Origin of the sequence: Iodobacter ciconiae (assembly GCF_003952345.1) — a bacterium.
In the GTDB taxonomy this organism is placed as follows: domain Bacteria; phylum Pseudomonadota; class Gammaproteobacteria; order Burkholderiales; family Chitinibacteraceae; genus Iodobacter; species Iodobacter ciconiae.
In genome coordinates this window covers 1,748,158-1,765,586 of sequence record NZ_CP034433.1, presented here as the reverse complement: position 1 = coordinate 1,765,586, position 17,429 = coordinate 1,748,158, and the positions used below count along the sequence as shown (strand labels likewise).

15 protein-coding genes are annotated in these 17,429 nt (G+C 48.1%); 9 read left to right on the top strand and 6 right to left on the bottom strand.

The features are described from left to right. Positions 1 to 2 precede the first annotated feature (2 nt). The 6 genes from EJO50_RS07755 to EJO50_RS07730 all read right to left on the bottom strand — a co-directional run bounded on the left by EJO50_RS07755 (position 3) and on the right by EJO50_RS07730 (position 6,522). The gene (locus EJO50_RS07755) at positions 3 to 1,136 is read right to left on the bottom strand and encodes a protein-glutamate methylesterase/protein-glutamine glutaminase (RefSeq protein ID WP_206434479.1); all 1,134 of its coding nucleotides are present in this window, start codon (positions 1,134 to 1,136) and stop codon (positions 3 to 5) included. A 127-nt stretch (positions 1,137 to 1,263) separates the two neighbouring features. Next, complete coding sequence (locus tag EJO50_RS07750) at positions 1,264 to 1,725, bottom strand: chemotaxis protein CheD (RefSeq protein ID WP_125973037.1); 462 nt, start codon at positions 1,723 to 1,725, stop codon at positions 1,264 to 1,266. Positions 1,726 to 1,742: 17 nt separating this feature from the next. Next, complete coding sequence (locus tag EJO50_RS07745; RefSeq protein ID WP_125973035.1) at positions 1,743 to 2,312, bottom strand: chemotaxis protein CheW; 570 nt, start codon at positions 2,310 to 2,312, stop codon at positions 1,743 to 1,745. A gap of 69 nt (positions 2,313 to 2,381) precedes the next feature. Next, entirely contained in the window at positions 2,382 to 3,914 is a 1,533-nt protein-coding gene (locus tag EJO50_RS07740; protein ID WP_164521451.1) for a methyl-accepting chemotaxis protein, read from the bottom strand. Position 3,915: 1 nt separating this feature from the next. Beyond that, complete coding sequence (locus tag EJO50_RS07735; protein WP_125973031.1) at positions 3,916 to 6,111, bottom strand: chemotaxis protein CheA; 2,196 nt, start codon at positions 6,109 to 6,111, stop codon at positions 3,916 to 3,918. Between the two features lie 57 nt (positions 6,112 to 6,168). Beyond that, entirely contained in the window at positions 6,169 to 6,522 is a 354-nt protein-coding gene (locus EJO50_RS07730; protein ID WP_125973029.1) for an STAS domain-containing protein, read from the bottom strand. A gap of 650 nt (positions 6,523 to 7,172) precedes the next feature. On the opposite strand from EJO50_RS07730, the gene astA reads away from it, so the two are divergent. The 9 genes from astA to frdD all read left to right on the top strand — a co-directional run bounded on the left by astA (position 7,173) and on the right by frdD (position 17,239). Then, positions 7,173 to 8,192: an arginine N-succinyltransferase gene (gene astA, locus EJO50_RS07725; RefSeq protein ID WP_125973027.1), complete on the top strand. Its 1,020-nt coding sequence runs from the start codon at positions 7,173 to 7,175 to the stop codon at positions 8,190 to 8,192. 3 nt (positions 8,193 to 8,195) lie between these two features. Continuing rightward, complete coding sequence (gene astD, locus EJO50_RS07720) at positions 8,196 to 9,656, top strand: succinylglutamate-semialdehyde dehydrogenase (RefSeq protein WP_125973025.1); 1,461 nt, start codon at positions 8,196 to 8,198, stop codon at positions 9,654 to 9,656. Positions 9,657 to 9,723: 67 nt separating this feature from the next. Beyond that, the gene (gene astB / locus EJO50_RS07715) at positions 9,724 to 11,061 is read left to right on the top strand and encodes an N-succinylarginine dihydrolase (protein WP_125973023.1); all 1,338 of its coding nucleotides are present in this window, start codon (positions 9,724 to 9,726) and stop codon (positions 11,059 to 11,061) included. 195 nt (positions 11,062 to 11,256) lie between these two features. Continuing rightward, on the top strand, positions 11,257 to 12,264 hold the full coding sequence (astE, locus tag EJO50_RS07710) for a succinylglutamate desuccinylase (RefSeq protein ID WP_125973021.1): 1,008 nt from the start codon (positions 11,257 to 11,259) through the stop codon (positions 12,262 to 12,264). Positions 12,265 to 12,527: 263 nt separating this feature from the next. Next, the gene (locus tag EJO50_RS07705) at positions 12,528 to 13,688 is read left to right on the top strand and encodes an iron-containing alcohol dehydrogenase (protein ID WP_125973019.1); all 1,161 of its coding nucleotides are present in this window, start codon (positions 12,528 to 12,530) and stop codon (positions 13,686 to 13,688) included. Between the two features lie 257 nt (positions 13,689 to 13,945). After that, a complete protein-coding gene (gene frdA / locus EJO50_RS07700) occupies positions 13,946 to 15,724 on the top strand; it encodes a fumarate reductase (quinol) flavoprotein subunit (protein WP_125973017.1) in 1,779 nt (592 codons plus the stop codon). Further along, the gene (locus EJO50_RS07695) at positions 15,721 to 16,473 is read left to right on the top strand and encodes a succinate dehydrogenase/fumarate reductase iron-sulfur subunit (RefSeq protein ID WP_125973015.1); all 753 of its coding nucleotides are present in this window, start codon (positions 15,721 to 15,723) and stop codon (positions 16,471 to 16,473) included. The genes frdA and EJO50_RS07695 overlap by 4 nt, the downstream gene beginning before the upstream one ends. Next, the gene (locus EJO50_RS07690) at positions 16,470 to 16,874 is read left to right on the top strand and encodes a fumarate reductase subunit C (protein WP_125973013.1); all 405 of its coding nucleotides are present in this window, start codon (positions 16,470 to 16,472) and stop codon (positions 16,872 to 16,874) included. Before EJO50_RS07695 ends, EJO50_RS07690 begins: the two co-directional genes overlap by 4 nt. Beyond that, positions 16,874 to 17,239 carry a fumarate reductase subunit FrdD gene (gene frdD / locus EJO50_RS07685; RefSeq protein ID WP_125973011.1) on the top strand — a complete coding sequence of 122 codons (366 nt, stop codon included), beginning with the start codon at positions 16,874 to 16,876 and terminating at the stop codon, positions 17,237 to 17,239. Before EJO50_RS07690 ends, frdD begins: the two co-directional genes overlap by 1 nt. Positions 17,240 to 17,429: the final 190 nt, after the last annotated feature.

The window sequence follows — 17,429 nt, the reverse complement described above, 5'->3', positions numbered from 1 at the left end:
TATCACCGGTTAGAAAGTTTGGCTATCACGTCAGGAATGCGTTCAAGTGCAATGATTTCATCACTGGCTTCTAATTTAATGGCCTCTTTAGGCATGCCAAAAACCACGCAACTAGCTTCGTCCTGAGCATAGGTGTGAGCTCCCGTATCGTGGAGCTCCTTTAAGCCTCTTGCTCCGTCATCACCCATGCCTGTTAGAATAAATCCGATTGCATTGCGTCCGGCTGCATTTGCGACGGACCGGAATAAAACATCAACTGAAGGACGATGGCGGCTGACCATGGGGCCATCGATAACATCTACGTGGTATTGCGTGCCATTGCGTTTGACCAGCATATGTTTACCGCCAGGCGCAATGAGCGCCAGCCCCGGGAGAATGCGGTCGTTACTTTTTGCTTCGCGCACTTCGATTTGTGACAGGCTGTTGAGCCGGGCGGCAAAGGATGCGGTAAATTTTTCTGGCATATGCTGAACAATTACAATGCCGGGGGATGTTTTGGGTAGCTCGGGCAGAATGCTTTCCAGTGCCTGTGTGCCGCCGGTTGATGTACCAATAGCAATGATTTTGTGTGTGGTCTGAATAGTGCTCTGGCTGCCCGCTGCCTGCAAAATAGCATCAGCCGAGAGCTTGGGTGAGCCCATTCTCTCCTGCATGGCGCTGGTGGAAGAAGTAGCACCTGAATGGGTGTTAGGGCTGTGGCTTGTGCGTACGGGAGCTGTAGGGCGTAGCCGCTGAAGCCTTGCCATGGACGCTGCACGAATGGCGTGCAGCAGATCTGCCGAGCTGTCCTGAATAAAATCCCTTAGGCCTAAGGAGGGTTTTGTAATAATGGCCAGGGCGCCCGCAGAGAGGGCCTGCATGGTGATTTCGGCTCCTTTTTCTGTGAGGGATGAGCAGATCACTACGGGGGTTGGCCGTTCGGCCATGATTTTTTTTAGGAATGTTAAGCCATCCATACGTGGCATTTCAATGTCCAGCACAATGACATCTGGCCATTCTTTTTCCATTTTTTCGCGGGCAAAAATAGGATCAGGGGCTGAGCCGATCACCTGGATGTCACTGGCTTTAGAAAGTGTGTCGAGCATGACCTGCCGCACTACAGCAGAATCATCAACGATCATGACTTTAATGGTCATGGTTTAGCCTTGCTTAATGAGCATAATCTTAGTTATAGAGGGTTAATTGTGCTTTTGGAGTTGATTTTTTTGTATTTTTAGTTAGCGGCTTTTCTTGTTATTAAAGATGAAATGTCCTGGCTTATGTTTATTCGTGCCGTAAGTGGTGCACGGTGATTTTTCCAGTTTTTAAATCGAGTAAAATTTTGCGTGAATAGTTGCCTCCCGTATCTTCGAAATCAATACTGAGTGCAGCGTTAAGCAAAATTTGTTTGGCAGCATAAATATTGCGGCTGCCAATGGATGAATCTTTGATGGTTGTTTGTAAAATATTGCTGCCACCATAAATTTGATAGCGGTATTCATTGGGGAAGGTGGTGTTTTGTTGCATAAACTGGCAAAGCAAATTAAAAGCGTCGCTGCCGTAACGCCCGTCCGGTGCAGTATTGTGAGCGGGCTTGGGAAGTAGAAAGTGGCACATGCCACCGAGCAGGCGCTGTGGATGCCATGCTGTGATGGCAAGGCAGGAGCCAAGAAGGGTGTAAAGCTGGTCAGGTGCCCGAGAAAAATGCACATCACCAGGGAGTAATATAATGCGTTTAACTGACATGGTGTTGTTACACGCCACTATTGCATTTCGTCAGCATTAAAGCTTATGCGATGCTCCGAGCTTGAATTAATTTTTTCATCAACGAGTTCGACCATTTCACCTAAAGAAAGCGCATGATTTACGTCCAGAATGATGACGAATTTATCATTGATCGTGCCGATTCCCGAGATAAATTCACTACGCACTTTCGCGCCAAATTCGGGTGGTGGCTCGATTTTTGAAGCAGAGATTTCAATGACTTCGTTAACCGAATCTACCAATACACCCACATCGTGATACGCCTCGGAAAAAAAGACTTCCAGAATAACCACACAAGAGCGCCGGCCAATTGTGCTGCTGCCTTTGCCAAAACGTACGGCTAAATCTATGACCGGAATAACTGCGCCACGCATATTAATAACGCCATGCATAAAACGCGGCATCAGAGGGACCTCGGTGACGCCGGCATACTCAATAATCTCTTTGATATTGTGAATGACGACGGCAAATAATTCTTGATTTAGCATGAAAGTAAGGTATTGCTTTTCTTCTGACTGGGCCAAGGCAAGATGCTCTTCTTTATTTTTCCTTAGGTTGCGGATATTCATGAGTTTATTCCTTGGTAAAGGCAAAAAACACGGCCTAAGCCGACAAGTGCATTGTTGTGTATTTTAGGTTTATATTTTTGAGGTTTTCCCCGTTTGAAAAAAACCAATCATTTCCTGTAAACGCGAGGCATGAATAGAAAGCTCTTCTGCTGTTGAATTGAGCTCTTCTGCCGCAGCGGCATTGCCTTGGGTTGTTTGTGAAATTTGGCTCATGGCGGTATTGATTTGCTCTATGCCGCTGGATTGCTCCTGGGAAGCCGCTGAAATTTCTTCGACCAGATCGGCTGTTTTTTTGATTAAAGGTACAATTTCTCCCAGCCGCTCGCCAGCGCCTGCCGCTTGCCGTACGCTGCTGTCGGCAAGCTCGCTGATCTCCTGAGCTGCAATCTGGCTGCGTTCCGCAAGTTTACGTACTTCGGCAGCAACAACGGCAAAGCCTTTTCCATGCTCTCCTGCACGCGCCGCCTCAATGGCGGCGTTAAGCGCAAGCAAGTTGGTTTGATAGGCAATATCGTCAATGATTTTAATTTTTCCAGTAATCAGCTGCATGGCAAATACTGTTTCTTTTACGGCAGCTCCGCCTTCAGCCGCTTTAACGGAGGCTTTGCCAGAGATTCCTTCTGTTATTTTGGCATTTTCATTGTTTTGCGAAATGGTTGAGGTGATTTCTTCGAGAGATGAGCTGGTTTCTTCTATGCTGGCTGCCTGCTCAGAGGCGTTTTGTGACAGGTTCTGGGATGCAGCGCTTACTTGCTCGGATGAGCTGGCCAGGGCATTTGATGTAGAGTAAATATTGCTCATGACTTGGTTGAGCGTATGAGTCATTTTTTGTAGCGAAAAAATAATGCTGGACTGATCGCCCTGGGTGAGTGTGGTGTTAATCGTTAGGTTGCCGCTGGCTACCTGGTTTGCAATACTGACGGCAAGACTTGGTTCCCCGCCAATTTGACGCATAATTTGGCGGGTGATAAAAAAAGCAATCATGATTGAAATTAAAAAAGAGCAGATAATAATGCTTGCCATGAGTATGGTGATTTGTGCAGTCACTTCATTGGCATGCTCGAAAGATTGTTTGCTGGTTGTCTCTTTTATATCAAGAAGGGCAGATAAATTGTCATCAAATTTTTGAAAAGCAGGGCGAACTTCATTTAAAATAATTTGTTTTGTTTTTTCTATATCTTCTTTCTGGTCAACAGAATGAATTACTTTTTGTTGTGTTGCTTTAAAAGCCTGCCAGTCTGCAGGCAATTCCTGAATGATTTTTTGAGATGTTTCGGTTTGTTGCGTATTGTTAAATTTTGCAATGAGCTCCATCATTTTTTTTTCGTAATTATCCATTTCTAAGACAATTTCTTTTTGCATTTTTTCATCGTTAGAAAAAACATAGAAATTGAGCCTTCTTGCAATGTAAACAGCTTGTAAATTGGCATTAGCATTATCTTTGATTGGGATAAGTTGGTCAGTATACATATATTGCACTAGTTTATTGAGCTGTGCTATTTTACTAATGCCGATAATCCCTACCAATAGCGATATGCTTGCAATAAGCATAAATGAAATAAGCAGTTTGTTGCCGATTTTGGCATTTTTAATCCAGTTCATTTTATTGTTCTCCATCACTACTGCTTGTTGTTGGAATAGGAAGTGGTAATAGTGGTGTTTTATGGGTAGTATTGCGTGATATGTCTGCTTTTTTATGAGCAAACTGCACCAGTTGGGCAACATCCAAAATAAGTGCTACTTCCCCTGACCCAAGAATTGTGGAACCACTAATACCTTTTAATTCTTTAAATAGCAGGCCAAGTGGCTTGATGACAGCCTGAAATTCACCAATTAACTTATCAACAACAAGCCCTGCTCGATGTTGACCATATTGAATTACCACAATATTTTCTTTATTGCTCTTGTTTTCTGGTAAATCAAAGAGGTTGCGTAAACGAATAAAAGGCAATACTTTTCCACGTAAATTCACAAAATTATGCTGTTCGTCATCGGGGGTAAGCTCGGCGCATTCCAGTACCAAATCAAGAGGAATAACAAAGGTAGAATCGGCAACCATTACTTGAAAACCATCAATAATTGCCATCGTAAGCGGTAGGCGAATACTAAAAATACTTCCTGAGTCTTCTTCGGATAAAACTTCTACTTCCCCACGCAATTGCTCAATATTGCGTTTAACTACATCCATGCCTACGCCACGGCCAGATAGGTGGGTGATTGTTTCTGCGGTAGAAAACCCTGCAGCAAAAATGAGCTGATGAATTTCATGTTCACTGAGAATGGCTTCTTTGTTGATTAATTTTTTTTCTATTGCTTTGTTTAAAATACGTTCTTTATTTAATCCTGCACCATCATCGCTGATTTCAATAACCACGCTGCCTGAGTCATGAAAGGCATTTAGGATGATTTCTCCCTGCGCTGCTTTTCCTTTATTTATTCTGTCTTGTGGCAGCTCAATGCCATGATCAAGGGCGTTACGAATAATATGCATAAGTGGGTCACTTAATTTTTCTATCATGCTTTTGTCTAATTCTGTTTCTGTCCCCATTAATTTAAGATTGATTTGTTTATTTAAATCTTTAGCGGTATCACGAATAACTCTGGGGAAGCGTTCGAACACTTCTTTGATTTGTACCATTCTTAGGTTTAATGCACTGTTTCTGATTTGTTCTACCAGTTCAGATAAATTAGCACAAGCTTCATTCATTGCTGGGTTATTAGATTTTTTTGAAATTAAATTGGCGGCAGCTCCTGCAATAACGAGCTCCCCTACCATATTGATCAGAGTATCGAGTTTGCCTGCTTCCACTTTGATAAACTTCAGCTCACTATTTTTTTTATCTTCAATTTGTTTTTGTTTTTGCAATGCGGCTGCGACAACAGGGGCTGCAACAATGTTTTCTTCGACAAAAATACTGCCCAGTTGCCGGTCTGGCTCGGTTTTTTGAATGTGAAGAATTTCCTCCAGCTCTAATGGTGTGATTGATCCTCCTTTCAGAATAATTTCACCCAGAAGCTGTGGGGGCTCGGGGAGTGAGTGAATAAGGTCAATATATTCCTGCATTTTTGCATGCGGGGGGAGAATGCGTATTGTGCTGTCTTTACGAATAAAATCAAATGCGCTTTCAATGGTTTTTTTATCTTTGCTGGATTCGAGATCTATTTCAAAACCTAAATAGCAGTCTTCTGTATTAATATTGTCTAGAGGAGGGATATTGTCAGTAATTGTATAGATATAACTTATCTTGCCCAGAGTGCATAAATATCGAATAAATTCGAGCGGATCCATGCCGTTAATTAAATTATTTTTATTAAAACGCAAAGAAATATGCCAGTGGCTGTCTCCTGCCTGTTTTTGCTCGTCTTTTTCAATGGAGTCCGTGGAAGATATTGTTTGTATCTGGTTCGTTGGTATTAAAAAAGTATCGAGCAGGTTAAGCAGTGTTGCACGGTTTTCCGGATCTGGATCAATATTTTCTGTTTTGTTTTCTACTGCATTAATTAACAGGCTGAGATAATCTTTACAGTCAAGCAAAATAGAAATCATTTTTTCATTGATACTGATTTCATTATTTCTGACTAAATCCAGTAAGCTTTCCATGCTATGGGTGAAAAGAACAATATGATCGAGAGAAAAAAGCGCCGCAGAGCCTTTTATGGTGTGTGCCACACGAAACAGTGAATCAATTTCTTCACTACTGGCATTACTGCCTTCAATAGTAAGAAGTGCTGATTCCATTGAATTAAGCAGGTCTCTGGCCTCTTCAATAAGAGCTTCTCTGGCGCTGTCTAAATCCATTTAGTGCTCCCGGGCTGGCTTGGGCCTATGCCATTTTTGATTGTAAATTGTTCATGATCAGCGCTGGGTGAGTACGAGCGGGTCACCCAGTTCGGCTGCAATATTGTAAAGATCAATTACATCCAGTACACACAGGCTATGTTCTTGGAACTGCAATGTGGTTTTTTTATTGTGTGCATATTTTTTTAAACTAATTAAAAGTTGAATTCCAGCGCTGTCAATTTCATTGACTTCAGATAAATCAATATGAATTATGTGTTCTGATTGTAATAATTCGAGGAGTGTTTCCTGCATGAGTTTCGAGGTGTAAATGGAGATTTCCCCTCTGATTAAAATAGTGCAAAGGTCATTTTGAATTTTGTGTGTGATGGGCATTGGGTGGCATCCTGTTGTGATGGCCTGATGAAGCATGTTTCTGGCTGTCGGTGGTCAGGGTTGTATTGTTTTTCGCAGAGTCGTGAGTGTTAAGGCGCTGTGCCCGCCCATCAGATTTTTATTATTAGCTTGCCGGCAGCTGCCTGTGGCTATTTTGCTACTGTATTTTATAAGCACGCGCTTCACTTTCAGGCCTTTTTATCTACTTTATCGGTGACTTATTCATAGTCAATTTTGGCTTAACTTGAAAGCAAGTAATTAAATTAGTGTCTGTTTACAAGGGCATATCAAACAGTTGGGGCTTGTCCCGATGTAATGAAAAGTGCGCTTTGTTAGATTTTAAAGTGGTATTAAAGATAATTGGCTGATCACTGCTAGCGATTGAAAATAGTAGCTGTACTTATGTTATGCATGGCAGCTTTTCTCAATTGAGCTTGTGTTCTCGGGATGAATGGCATGGTTTAGTTGTTGTGAGCCTCTTTAAGGGGCGCACTGCAGTCATTCTGAATATTGTTTGAATATTTTTGTGAGTGGTATTGCCTTATTTGAAGATCTGCAGGGCGAAGGGCACACTATGCGTCCAGAGATTTAGGTTTGCAGCTGAGAATGAGCATATATCTGGGTTTTCTGCTCTTTTGTAGTGATTTATGAGCAGTAAACTGCCTGATTAAAGAGGAGTTTTTTGAATGTTGATTCGCCCGATTGAGACAGAAGATTTACCCGAACTGCTGGCTTTGGCAAAAGAAGCCGGAGTGGGGGTAACCACGCTGCAGGCCAATCCTGAACGTCTGTCTGCGCGAATTTTAGCTAGTGAAACTTCGCTTAATACTGCTGCCCCAGATGCTGCAGATGCAAGTTATGTGTTTGTGCTTGAGGACGAGCTCACCGGTAAAATTGTCGGCACTTCAGGCATTGAGGTGGCCGTGGGTATGCATGAAACCTGGTACAACTACCGGGTAGGCATCAATGTGCATGCCTCACGTGAGTTGGGTATTTATAAGCAACTGGAAACCCTGTTTTTAAACAGTGATATGACTGGCTCCAGTGAGCTTTGTTCTTTGTTTTTGTTGCCTCATTATCGTAAAGATGGCAATGGCAGCCTTTTGTCCAAGGCGCGTTTTTTGTTTATGGCCGAGCACAGTGCCCGTTTTTCGCATCGCATTATTGCCGAAATGCGCGGAATTTCGGATGAAGAGGGACGCTCGCCGTTCTGGGAGAGCCTGGGGCGGCATTTTTTTCGTATGGATTTTGCCCGCGCCGACTTCTTGTCTTACGTTGGCAGTAAATCGTTTATTGCCGAACTGATGCCGCAACATCCGATTTACACCTGTTTTTTGCCCGAAGAAGCACGCCAGGTCATTGGAGAAGTGCACGCAGCTACACGTCCTGCCCGTGCCATGCTGGAGGCAGAGGGCTTTCATTACCAAGGTTATGTGGATATTTTTGATGCGGGCCCGACACTGGAATGCGAGCTGGAGCAGGTACGGGCGGTGCGCGCAAGTGATTGCTATGAGGCTCAGCCGGTGAGTACGGAGGCTGGCATCCCATGGCTGGTTTCAAACCGTCAGCTGCTGGGGTTTCGCTGTGTCATTGCCATTGCACAGAAAACTGACAGTGGTTTGCAACTGACACAGCTTGTTCTGGATCAGCTTGGCATTGCTGCGGGTGACAGCGTGCGCGCGGTACCGCTATCTGCCAGGGGGTAAATTATGCAGTTAATCGATGGGCGCTGGTCTGTGGGTAAGGGCGATGCGTGGGCTTCACGTAATCCGGTGAGTCAGCAGGCAGTTTGGGTAGGCAATGCAGCAAGTGGGCAGGAAGTTGATGCGGCTGTAGTGGCGGCAAGGGCAGCGTTTCCATTGTGGCGGGACACGGAGCTGAGTAACCGGATTGCGGTGCTTCGTTGTTTTGCCGATTTATTGCAAGCCAATTCTGACGAGCTTGCAGCCACTATCGGGCTGGAAACGGGTAAGCCCCGCTGGGAAGCGGTCATGGAAGTTGCCAGCATGGTGAGTAAGGTCGATATTTCGATCCGTGCTTTTGAGGAGCGTACTTTTCGCAAGGAATTTACTCAAGGAGATGCCAGTGTAATTTTACGTCACCGCCCGCATGGTGTGGTGGCCGTACTGGGGCCTTACAATTTTCCTGCCCATTTGCCTAACGGGCACATCGTTCCTGCTTTACTGGCAGGTAATACTGTGGTTTTCAAGCCTTCTGAATACGCGCCGATGACGGCTCAAAAGACGGTTGAGCTTTGGCTGGCGGCAGGTTTGCCTGTTGGCGTGATGAATTTATTGCAGGGTGGGGCGGCAACAGGCGCTTTGCTGACTGCCCATGCTGATTTGGATGGCGTGTTTTTTACCGGCAGCTCGGCAGCAGGCTTTGCCGTACATCAGCAGTTTTCAGACCGGCCGGATAAAATTCTGGCGTTGGAGATGGGGGGCAATAATGCGCTGGTTGTCGATGAGGTCCGAGATATATCTGCCGCCATCCATCATGTAATTCAATCTGCCTTTATTTCTGCCGGTCAGCGCTGCTCATGTGCCCGGCGCCTCTTTGTGCCAGAGGGAGAATGGGGTGATTTATTCTTGGAGCGCCTGATCAATGTCAGCGCCGAATTACGAGTGGGCCCGTGGGATGCCGAGCCGCCTCCCTTTATGGGGGCCATGATTACCATGGATAAGGCGGATAAAATGCTGGCAGTACAAGAGTCATTGATTCGGCAGGGCGGCAAGGCTTTACTGAAAATGTGCCGCCTGAACCCTGGCACAGCAATGCTTACGGCTGGTATTCTGGATGTTAGCGAAATTGCAGAGTTGCCTGACGAAGAATATTTTGGTCCGCTACTGCAATTGCAGCGTTATGGTCACTTTGATGAGGCTATCCGCCTGGCTAACCGCAGCCGTTTCGGTTTGGCAGCGGGTCTGCTTTCTGATCGTCATGAGCGCTATAAACTATTCTGGCGCGAATCACGGGCGGGTATTGTTAATTGGAACAAACCACTGACCGGTGCTTCCAGTGCAGGGCCGTTTGGCGGGGTAGGCTCCAGCGGTAATCACCGCCCCAGTGCCTATTACGCAGCAGATTATTGTGCTTACCCTGTCGCATCTTTAGAAACAGAATTATTAGCAATGCCCTCTGTTTTGCTGCCGGGTATGTCAATTGATTAATGGATGAGAAATCAGGCCGCCGGAGTGATCTTTGCCCGCCTGTGTCTTGAGATAGGAAGAAAGAAAAATGTCGATTAGTTTTGAAGCCAATTTTGATGGTTTAGTGGGCCCGACTCATCATTATGGTGGCCATTCTTTTGGTAATGTGGCGTCTACATCCAATGCTAATAAAGCAGCTAACCCGCGTGAGGCGGCCAAGCAAGGCCTGGCCAAAATGAAAGCGCTGGCTGATCTGGGTTATAAGCAGGGCGTGTTTGTGCCGCAAGAGCGCCCGGCTATTGGCTTGTTGCGTGAGCTGGGTTTTGGCGGGGATGACGCCAGCGTGCTGGCTGCGGTGGCCAAAGCCTCGCCGGGCCTTTTGGCCAATGTATCTTCTGCGTCCAGTATGTGGACTGCCAATGCCGCAACCGTCAGCCCTTCAGCAGATACTGCAGATGGCCGTGTGCACTTTACGGCTGCCAATTTGCAAAATAAGTTTCACCGTGCAATCGAGCATGCTCAAACCACCCGTTCGCTCAAAGCAATGTTTAATAATGATGCAGTTTTTGCTCATCATGATGCCTTGCCGATGCAAGCCGTGTTTGGCGATGAAGGTGCGGCAAACCACACCCGTTTTTGTCATGACTATGCCAAAGCGGGTGTTGAATTTTTTGTTTATGGCCGCCAGCACTGGGGCGGCGCAGTGGAGCCACAGAAATTCCCGGCACGCCAGACAAGAGAAGCGGGTGAGGCAATTGCCCGTTTGCATGGTTTAAGCTCAGATAAGCTGGTATTTGCTCAGCAAAACCCAGCGGTGATTGATGCCGGGGTGTTTCATAATGATGTGATTTCGGTGGGTAATCAGCGCGTATTGTTTGTCCACGAAACAGCTTTTTTGCAGCAGGCGGCAGTCTATGCCGAGCTGGACGCTAAGCTCGGTGGTGGTTTGCAGGTCATTGAAGTGCCGCTGGTGCAAGTGAGCGTGGCCGATGCGGTGAAGTCATATCTCTTTAACAGCCAGCTGCTGGCTCGGGCTGATGGCCGTCAGAATCTGGTGGTGCCGGATGAATGCCGTGCCACACCTGCGGTTTGGGATTACTTGCAGGGTATGCTGGCCAGTAATGGCCCGATTGCCGAGCTGATGGTGTTCGATTTGAAGCAAAGTATGCAAAACGGCGGAGGCCCGGCTTGCTTACGCTTACGTGTGGCATTGCAGGAAAAAGAGCTGGCGGCTGTGAACCCGCATATCTGGATGAATGATGCGCTGTTTGCCAGCTTGAATACCTGGGTAGACCAGCATTATCGCGATCGCCTCACCGAGGCCGATTTGGCCGATCCCCAGCTGATTATTGAAGTACGCACAGCGCTGGATGAGCTGACTCAGATTTTACATCTGGGCTCGATTTATCCCTGCCAGCTGGCTTGATAAGAAAATAAGGCGCGAAATGCGCCTTATTTTTTATTTTGGAAGCAGATGAGCGACTTCGCTATGGGGTGCTGTTTACGCACTGCACTGGCCCTTTGATACTGGCTGGGCAAACCGCGGGCGCGGGCGGGCGGCAATAGCCTCCTGTCACAATCTGCTAGACTGACAAACTATTCAAAAAGAAAACGACCGGAAATGAGTAACTCTTTTTTAGAACAAACTTTGGCAGGTAAAACCTGTATTGCCTTGCCATATTGCCTGCCCAATGGCACGCATGTGCAGGTGATGGATGAAGGGGTGATTCGCTTTGAGCCTAAAAATCCAGGTGACAGACAGCTGGATATGGTGCTGAGCTGCGGTATTCATGGCAATGAAACGGCACCTGTCGAACTACTTGATCGGATTGTCAGCCAGATTTTAGAAGGTCAGTTAAAAGTGCGCGCACGCGTACTTTGTGTGTTTGGTAATATTGAGGCCATGCGTCAGGGTGTGCGCTGCATTGATCAGGATATGAACCGCTTGTTTTGCCGTCTGCCGGATGTGGAAGACGGCGATGAAGCTCGCCGTGCCGCTATGCTGGAAATGCAGCTGATGCGGTTTTTTTCCAGATCGATTCAGGATAGTAAGCCGCGTCTTCATTACGATTTACATACGGCGATTCATGGCTCCCTGATTGAAAAATTTGCTATTTACCCCTTACCACCACAGGGCCGGGATTTTGATCCTTTGCAGGTGGCTCGTTTAGCCAGCGCAGGTGTGGATGCGGTGCTTTTGCAATCAACCACATCGACTACATTCTCGTTTTTCTCCAGCCAGCATTGCGGTGCAGCGGCCTTTACCATTGAGCTGGGCCGGGCGATGCCTTTTGGGCAAAATGGCGGTGTGGATTTAAGTAAAATGCAGGCCTATCTGGAAGGTTTAATCAGCGGAGATTTACCGGATGGTGATGTGGTGCCCGCTCATTTGGGTTTGTATAAAGTCTCGCGCGAAATCATCAAGCAGAGCGATGCTTTCGTTTTACATATTGATGCAAAAATGGATAATTTTACCCCGCTGGCTCCCGGTACCATTCTGGCTGAGGATGAAGGCATGCAGTATGTTGTGCATGAAACCGATGCCCGGGTGATCTTTCCTAACCCTGATATTGCTGTTGGGCAGCGTGCAGGATTAGTGATTGTGCCAACAGAGAGTTATTTGCGCTGATCAAACTCTGATGCAAATAAAAAAGCGAAAGCATTGTGCTTTCGCTTTTTTATTTGTGATCGTATTTCCTTAAGCAGCATTGCTGTTGATGCCATTTTTTTGAATACAGACTGGGTCCGGGCAATATCTGCGATGGCCGCTGTCTATGCTGTTTTTTATCGGGCAGGCCCTTCTTGTTTTGCCTGCTTTGCTGCATTCTCGCCAATCTACTCTCTAATACCTCAAGTAGGTGTAAGCTTTGTGCCTGGCTAGGGAGAGTTATTATGCAGAATTTTAGTTTCCATGCACCAACGCGTATTCATTTCGGGCAGGGGCAGGTGGCGCAGCTCGCTGTGGAGATTCCTGCGGCTAGCCGTGTGCTTCTGGTGTATGGCGGTGGCAGCATTAAGCAAAATGGCGTTTATCAGCAGGTGATGGTGGCTTTATCGCAGCATGAGGTCTTCGAGTTTGCAGGGGTTGAAGCCAACCCGGAATACGAAACGCTGATGCGCGCCGCTGCACAGGCTAAAGTTGCCAAAGTAGATTGGGTATTGGCTGTGGGCGGCGGCTCGGTGATTGATGGGGCTAAGTTTATTGCGGCTGCAGCATTACTGGATGAGGAGATTGATCCCTGGTTGATTGTGGGCAATCGCACGCCTATCAGGTGCGCCTTGCCGATTGCCGTGGTGCTGACTTTACCCGCCACAGGAGCGGAGAGTAATTTTGCTTCGGTGATTTCCCGCCGTGCTACGCAAGACAAAATGTCGTTTAAAAATGCCATGGTATTTCCACGCTGCGCCGTACTTGATCCTGCTCTGACGCTGAGTTTACCTTCGCGTCAGATCAGCAATGGTGTGGTTGATGCATTTATCCATACCACCGAGCAATACCTCACCTTTCCTGCCGAAGCACGTTTGCAAGACCGGTTGGCAGAGGGGATTTTATCCACCCTGATCGAAGTCGGGCCGGTTACGCTGGCTCATCCTGATGATATCAACGCACGGGCTAACTATATGTGGTGTGCCAACCAGGCCCTGTTTGGCCTGGTTGGCGTTGGGCAGCCGCAGGATTGGGTTAGTCACGCCATCGGTCATGAGCTGACAACGCTCTATGATATGGATCATGCCCAGACGCTGGCCGTGGTGCTGCCAAGCTTACTGCGTTATTGTTTTGACGATAAATTGCTTAAACTTGCTCAGTATGGCCGCCGTGTGTGGGGATTCTCCGGCAGCGATCATGAGGTTGCCCATGCAGCTATTCATGCCACAGTAGATTTTTTTGAGCAAATGGGCTTGCCCACGCATCTGGCGGCTTATGGGCTAAATGCAGATGAAGTAGCATTGGCTGTCGGTAATTTATTGCCCAAACATAAGGCCTTTCCGCTTGGAGAACGTGGCAGGCTGACATTGGCCGATTGCATGGCAATTGTGCGGATGGCGAAATAGCGTACGGGCGTCTGATGCTTCTCCTTGGCCGGATGGTGACTGCGCCGGATAATATTTTCTGGCGGCAAAGGCTATTTGATATGCAGGGGCAACAAATTTAAATTACATCTTTTTTATGTCAACTTGTTTTTATTCTTTCATGTTTATGACATTGCGACTTATCCCTCAGATGATCAGGATCAAGCTGCTTTGAGCAAAATCCCCTTACATTGATTGCTTCTGATTTGATTCGCCAAGCATGGCGTAGGCGTTGAGGTATGCGGGTATTTAAAGCGGATGTGGTGATTGTAGGTGCGGGCGGTGCGGGTTTGCGGGCGGCGATTGCGGCGGCCGAGGCCGACCCGGCTCAGACCGTGGCGCTGTTGTCTAAGGTGTATCCGATGCGCAGCCACACGGTGGCGGCAGAGGGCGGATCGGCCGGCGTGGTGCAGGCGCATGACAGCCTGGAGCATCATTTTAATGACACCGTTTCTGGTGGCGATTGGCTGTGCGAGCAGGATGTAGTCGACTATTTTGTGGGCGAATGCACGCGCGAAATGGTGCAGCTGGAGCATTGGGGTTGCCCGTGGAGCCGTAAGGAAGACGGTCATATCAATGTGCGCCCCTTTGGTGGCATGAAAATCGAGCGCACTTGGTTTGCAGCGGATAAAACCGGCTTTCATATGCTGCACACGCTATTCCAGACCTCAATGAAATACCCTTCAATTACGCGCTTTGATGAATATTTTCTGGTCGACCTGATCGTGGCCGATGGCCGCGTACAAGGGATTCTGGCGATCGAAATTGCCAGTGGTGAATTTATCCTGATCGAGGCGGGCGCAGTGGTAATGGCCACCGGCGGCGCTGGGCGGGTGTTCCGCGAAAACACCAATGGCGGAATTGTGACTGGGGACGGCATGGCGGTGGCTTATCGCCATGGCGTGCCGCTGCGTGATATGGAATTTGTGCAGTATCATCCTACCTGTATGCCTGGCACGGGCTTGTTGTTTACCGAGGCCTGCCGTGGCGAAGGCGGCTTACTCGTTAATAAAGACGGCTATCGCTATCTGCAGGATTATGGCCTGGGCCCTGCCGAAGATAAACCGCGCAATAAGGCGATGGAGCTTGGCCCGCGTGATAGGTTGTCGCAAGCGTTCTGGCATGAAATGCAAAAGAACCGCACCATAGAGGGGCGCTACGGCGCGGTAGTGCATCTGGATTTACGCCATTTGGGTGTAAAAACACTGCACGAGCGTCTGCCACAAATTTGCGAGCTGGCCCGCGAATTTATGGATATCGACCCGGTGACCCAGCCTATTCCGGTACGCCCGGCGGTGCACTACACCATGGGCGGCATTCCGGTTGATATCCACTGTGCGGCATCCTTGCCGGGGCTGTTTGCTGCGGGTGAGTGCTCCAGCGTGGGCATTCATGGCGCGAATCGTCTTGGTTCAAATTCCCTTGCTGAGCTGTCAGTGTTTGGCAAAGTCGCGGGTGAATCCGCCACGCGCTATGCCAAATCTGCTGGGCCCAAAAACAGCGCTACCTTATTAAAACTAGCCGAAGCCGCGGCCTTGCCAGCACTGCAGATTCGTCAGCAAGCGGGCAGCGAGCGTGCGGCCGATATTCGCCGTGAAATGGCGCAAACTATGGAAGAGGGCTGCGGTATTTATCGCTTAGCAGCCAGCATGCAAGCCACTTGCGAGAAGCTGGCTGCGCTGAAGCAGCGCTATCAGCATATCCGGGTTGAAGATAAATCCTCCGTATGGAATAGCGAATGGCTACTGGCCATCGAGCTGGGCTATCAGCTGGATGTGGCCGAAGCTATGGCGCATTCGGCGCTGCACCGGCGCGAATCACGCGGCGCGCATCAGCGTCTTGATGGCTATGAAGCGCGCGACGATGTGAATTTCCTTAAGCATTCTCTGGCGCATTACCAGGGCAGCGCAGCACCAACGCTTACCTATAGCGATGTAAAAATTACCCGCTCAGCACCCAAAGTGCGTGCCTATGGCGCGGCAGGGGAAGCCGCCGAAAAGATGGAGAAAAACGTATGAATACCAAAGTAACCGTATCCATCCTTCGCTACCGCCCGGAGCAAGACGAGCATCCGGTTTGGCAGGATTATGCCGTGCCCTTTAGTGATGATTTATCTGTACTAGGCGCGCTGAACCATATCAAGGATGAGCTGGACGGCACATTAAGCTTTCGCTGGTCTTGCAGGCAAGCCATTTGTGGCAGCTGTGGCATGATGGTGGATGGTAAGCCTGCACTTGCCTGTAAAACCTTTCTGAGGGATTACCCTCAAGGCGTAAAGATCGAAGCGCTGGCGCATTTTCCGATCGAGCGTGATCTGGTGGTGGTGATGGACAGCTTTATCGAAAAGCTGGAAAGCGTGAAGCCCTACCTGATCCCGAAAGAAGCCAAGTCTTTGCAGGAAGGGGAATACTTACAAACGCCCGCCGAAATGGATGTGTATTCGCAATTTGCGGGCTGTATTAACTGCATGCTGTGCTACGCAGCCTGCCCGCAGGTTGGTTTAAACCCTGACTTTATCGGCCCCGGTGCCATTGCACTATTGCAGCGCTATAACCTGGATTCCAGAGATGGCGGCTCGGACGAGCGTATGGCCTTGATTAACTCGCAAGTCGGCGTTTTTAACTGCACCGCCGTGGGGTATTGCTCCGAAGTCTGTCCAAAAATGGTCGATCCGGCCAATGCGGTAAATATCAATAAAATGGCGAGCGCGCGCGATTTTTTCTTTCGCTTTTTACCCTCACCTGATCAAAAAGGCGGTTGCAAATGAATGCCAGAAAACCCTATATCCGCCCTATGGCCGGCTGGTGGCGGCGTAATCCTTTTTTTATTGAATATATGGTGCACGAAGGCACGGCTTTTTTTGTGCTGGCTTACGCGCTGGAGCTGCTCGCCGGGCTAATTTGTCTTACACAAGGCGAGGCTGCATGGAATAGTTATCGTGCCTTTGTGGCCAGCGGACCGATGCTGATTATCAATCTGGTCATTTTTGCCGCGATGCTTTACCACGGCTACACCTGGTTCAAAATCATGCCGCGTACCTTGCCGCCTATGAAAGTCGGTGGGCAAAAAGTAGCCGCTGCCACCATTACCACCGCAGGCCTTGCCGCCGCAGCGGGGGCTAGTGTGTTGGTGTTTGCGGTGCTGTGGTTTATTGCAAGGGGAATGTAATGAAAACAAGTTTAAAGCGTTCAAATGAGCCGGTTTTCTGGCTGCTTTTTGGTGCGGGCGGCATGTTGTCGGCACTGATCGGGGCAGTACTGGTCTTTATTACCAGCTTCGCAGCACCTTTGGGTCTATTGCCTGCCGAGTTATTTTCTTACGCCAATATGCAGGGCTTTGCTCAGCATCTCGTAGGCAAGGCTTTGATCTTGGCGATTATCGTGCTGTTTTTATGGCATGCGGTGCATCGTATTTTTCATAGCCTGCACGATGTCGGCATTCATGCGGGCCCCGTGGCGCGGCTGTTTTGCTACGGCATTGCCTTTGTCGGCTCGGTAGTTACACTTTGGGCGATATTGGCTATCGGTTTTTGAAGGCATTGCGTAATTGCAGGTAAGCTTTTTTTGAATTTGAAATACTGGTTTTTGTTAGGGCTTACGGGCAAGCAACGATATATGTGAGTGAGATCACCCATTGTTTGCCTTTTTTTTTCTTGTTTTTGGGGTGGTTTGTTTTTCTGGTAAGGTGGATTGCTTATTCTTGAAATAAGGAGTAGATAATAAG

Excerpts from the sequence above, each read along its gene's own strand:
- EJO50_RS07755 (WP_206434479.1), bottom strand. The coding sequence starts at position 1,136 with ATGACCATTAAAGTCATGATCGTTGATGATTCTGCTGTAGTGCGGCAG.
- EJO50_RS07750 (WP_125973037.1), bottom strand. The coding sequence starts at position 1,725 with ATGTCAGTTAAACGCATTATATTACTCCCTGGTGATGTGCATTTTTCT.
- EJO50_RS07745 (WP_125973035.1), bottom strand. The coding sequence starts at position 2,312 with ATGAATATCCGCAACCTAAGGAAAAATAAAGAAGAGCATCTTGCCTTG.
- EJO50_RS07740 (WP_164521451.1), bottom strand. The coding sequence starts at position 3,914 with ATGAACTGGATTAAAAATGCCAAAATCGGCAACAAACTGCTTATTTCA.
- EJO50_RS07735 (WP_125973031.1), bottom strand. The coding sequence starts at position 6,111 with ATGGATTTAGACAGCGCCAGAGAAGCTCTTATTGAAGAGGCCAGAGAC.
- EJO50_RS07730 (WP_125973029.1), bottom strand. The coding sequence starts at position 6,522 with ATGCTTCATCAGGCCATCACAACAGGATGCCACCCAATGCCCATCACA.
- astA (WP_125973027.1), top strand. The coding sequence starts at position 7,173 with ATGTTGATTCGCCCGATTGAGACAGAAGATTTACCCGAACTGCTGGCT.
- astD (WP_125973025.1), top strand. The coding sequence starts at position 8,196 with ATGCAGTTAATCGATGGGCGCTGGTCTGTGGGTAAGGGCGATGCGTGG.
- astB (WP_125973023.1), top strand. The coding sequence starts at position 9,724 with ATGTCGATTAGTTTTGAAGCCAATTTTGATGGTTTAGTGGGCCCGACT.
- astE (WP_125973021.1), top strand. The coding sequence starts at position 11,257 with ATGAGTAACTCTTTTTTAGAACAAACTTTGGCAGGTAAAACCTGTATT.
- EJO50_RS07705 (WP_125973019.1), top strand. The coding sequence starts at position 12,528 with ATGCAGAATTTTAGTTTCCATGCACCAACGCGTATTCATTTCGGGCAG.
- frdA (WP_125973017.1), top strand. The coding sequence starts at position 13,946 with ATGCGGGTATTTAAAGCGGATGTGGTGATTGTAGGTGCGGGCGGTGCG.
- EJO50_RS07695 (WP_125973015.1), top strand. The coding sequence starts at position 15,721 with ATGAATACCAAAGTAACCGTATCCATCCTTCGCTACCGCCCGGAGCAA.
- EJO50_RS07690 (WP_125973013.1), top strand. The coding sequence starts at position 16,470 with ATGAATGCCAGAAAACCCTATATCCGCCCTATGGCCGGCTGGTGGCGG.
- frdD (WP_125973011.1), top strand. The coding sequence starts at position 16,874 with ATGAAAACAAGTTTAAAGCGTTCAAATGAGCCGGTTTTCTGGCTGCTT.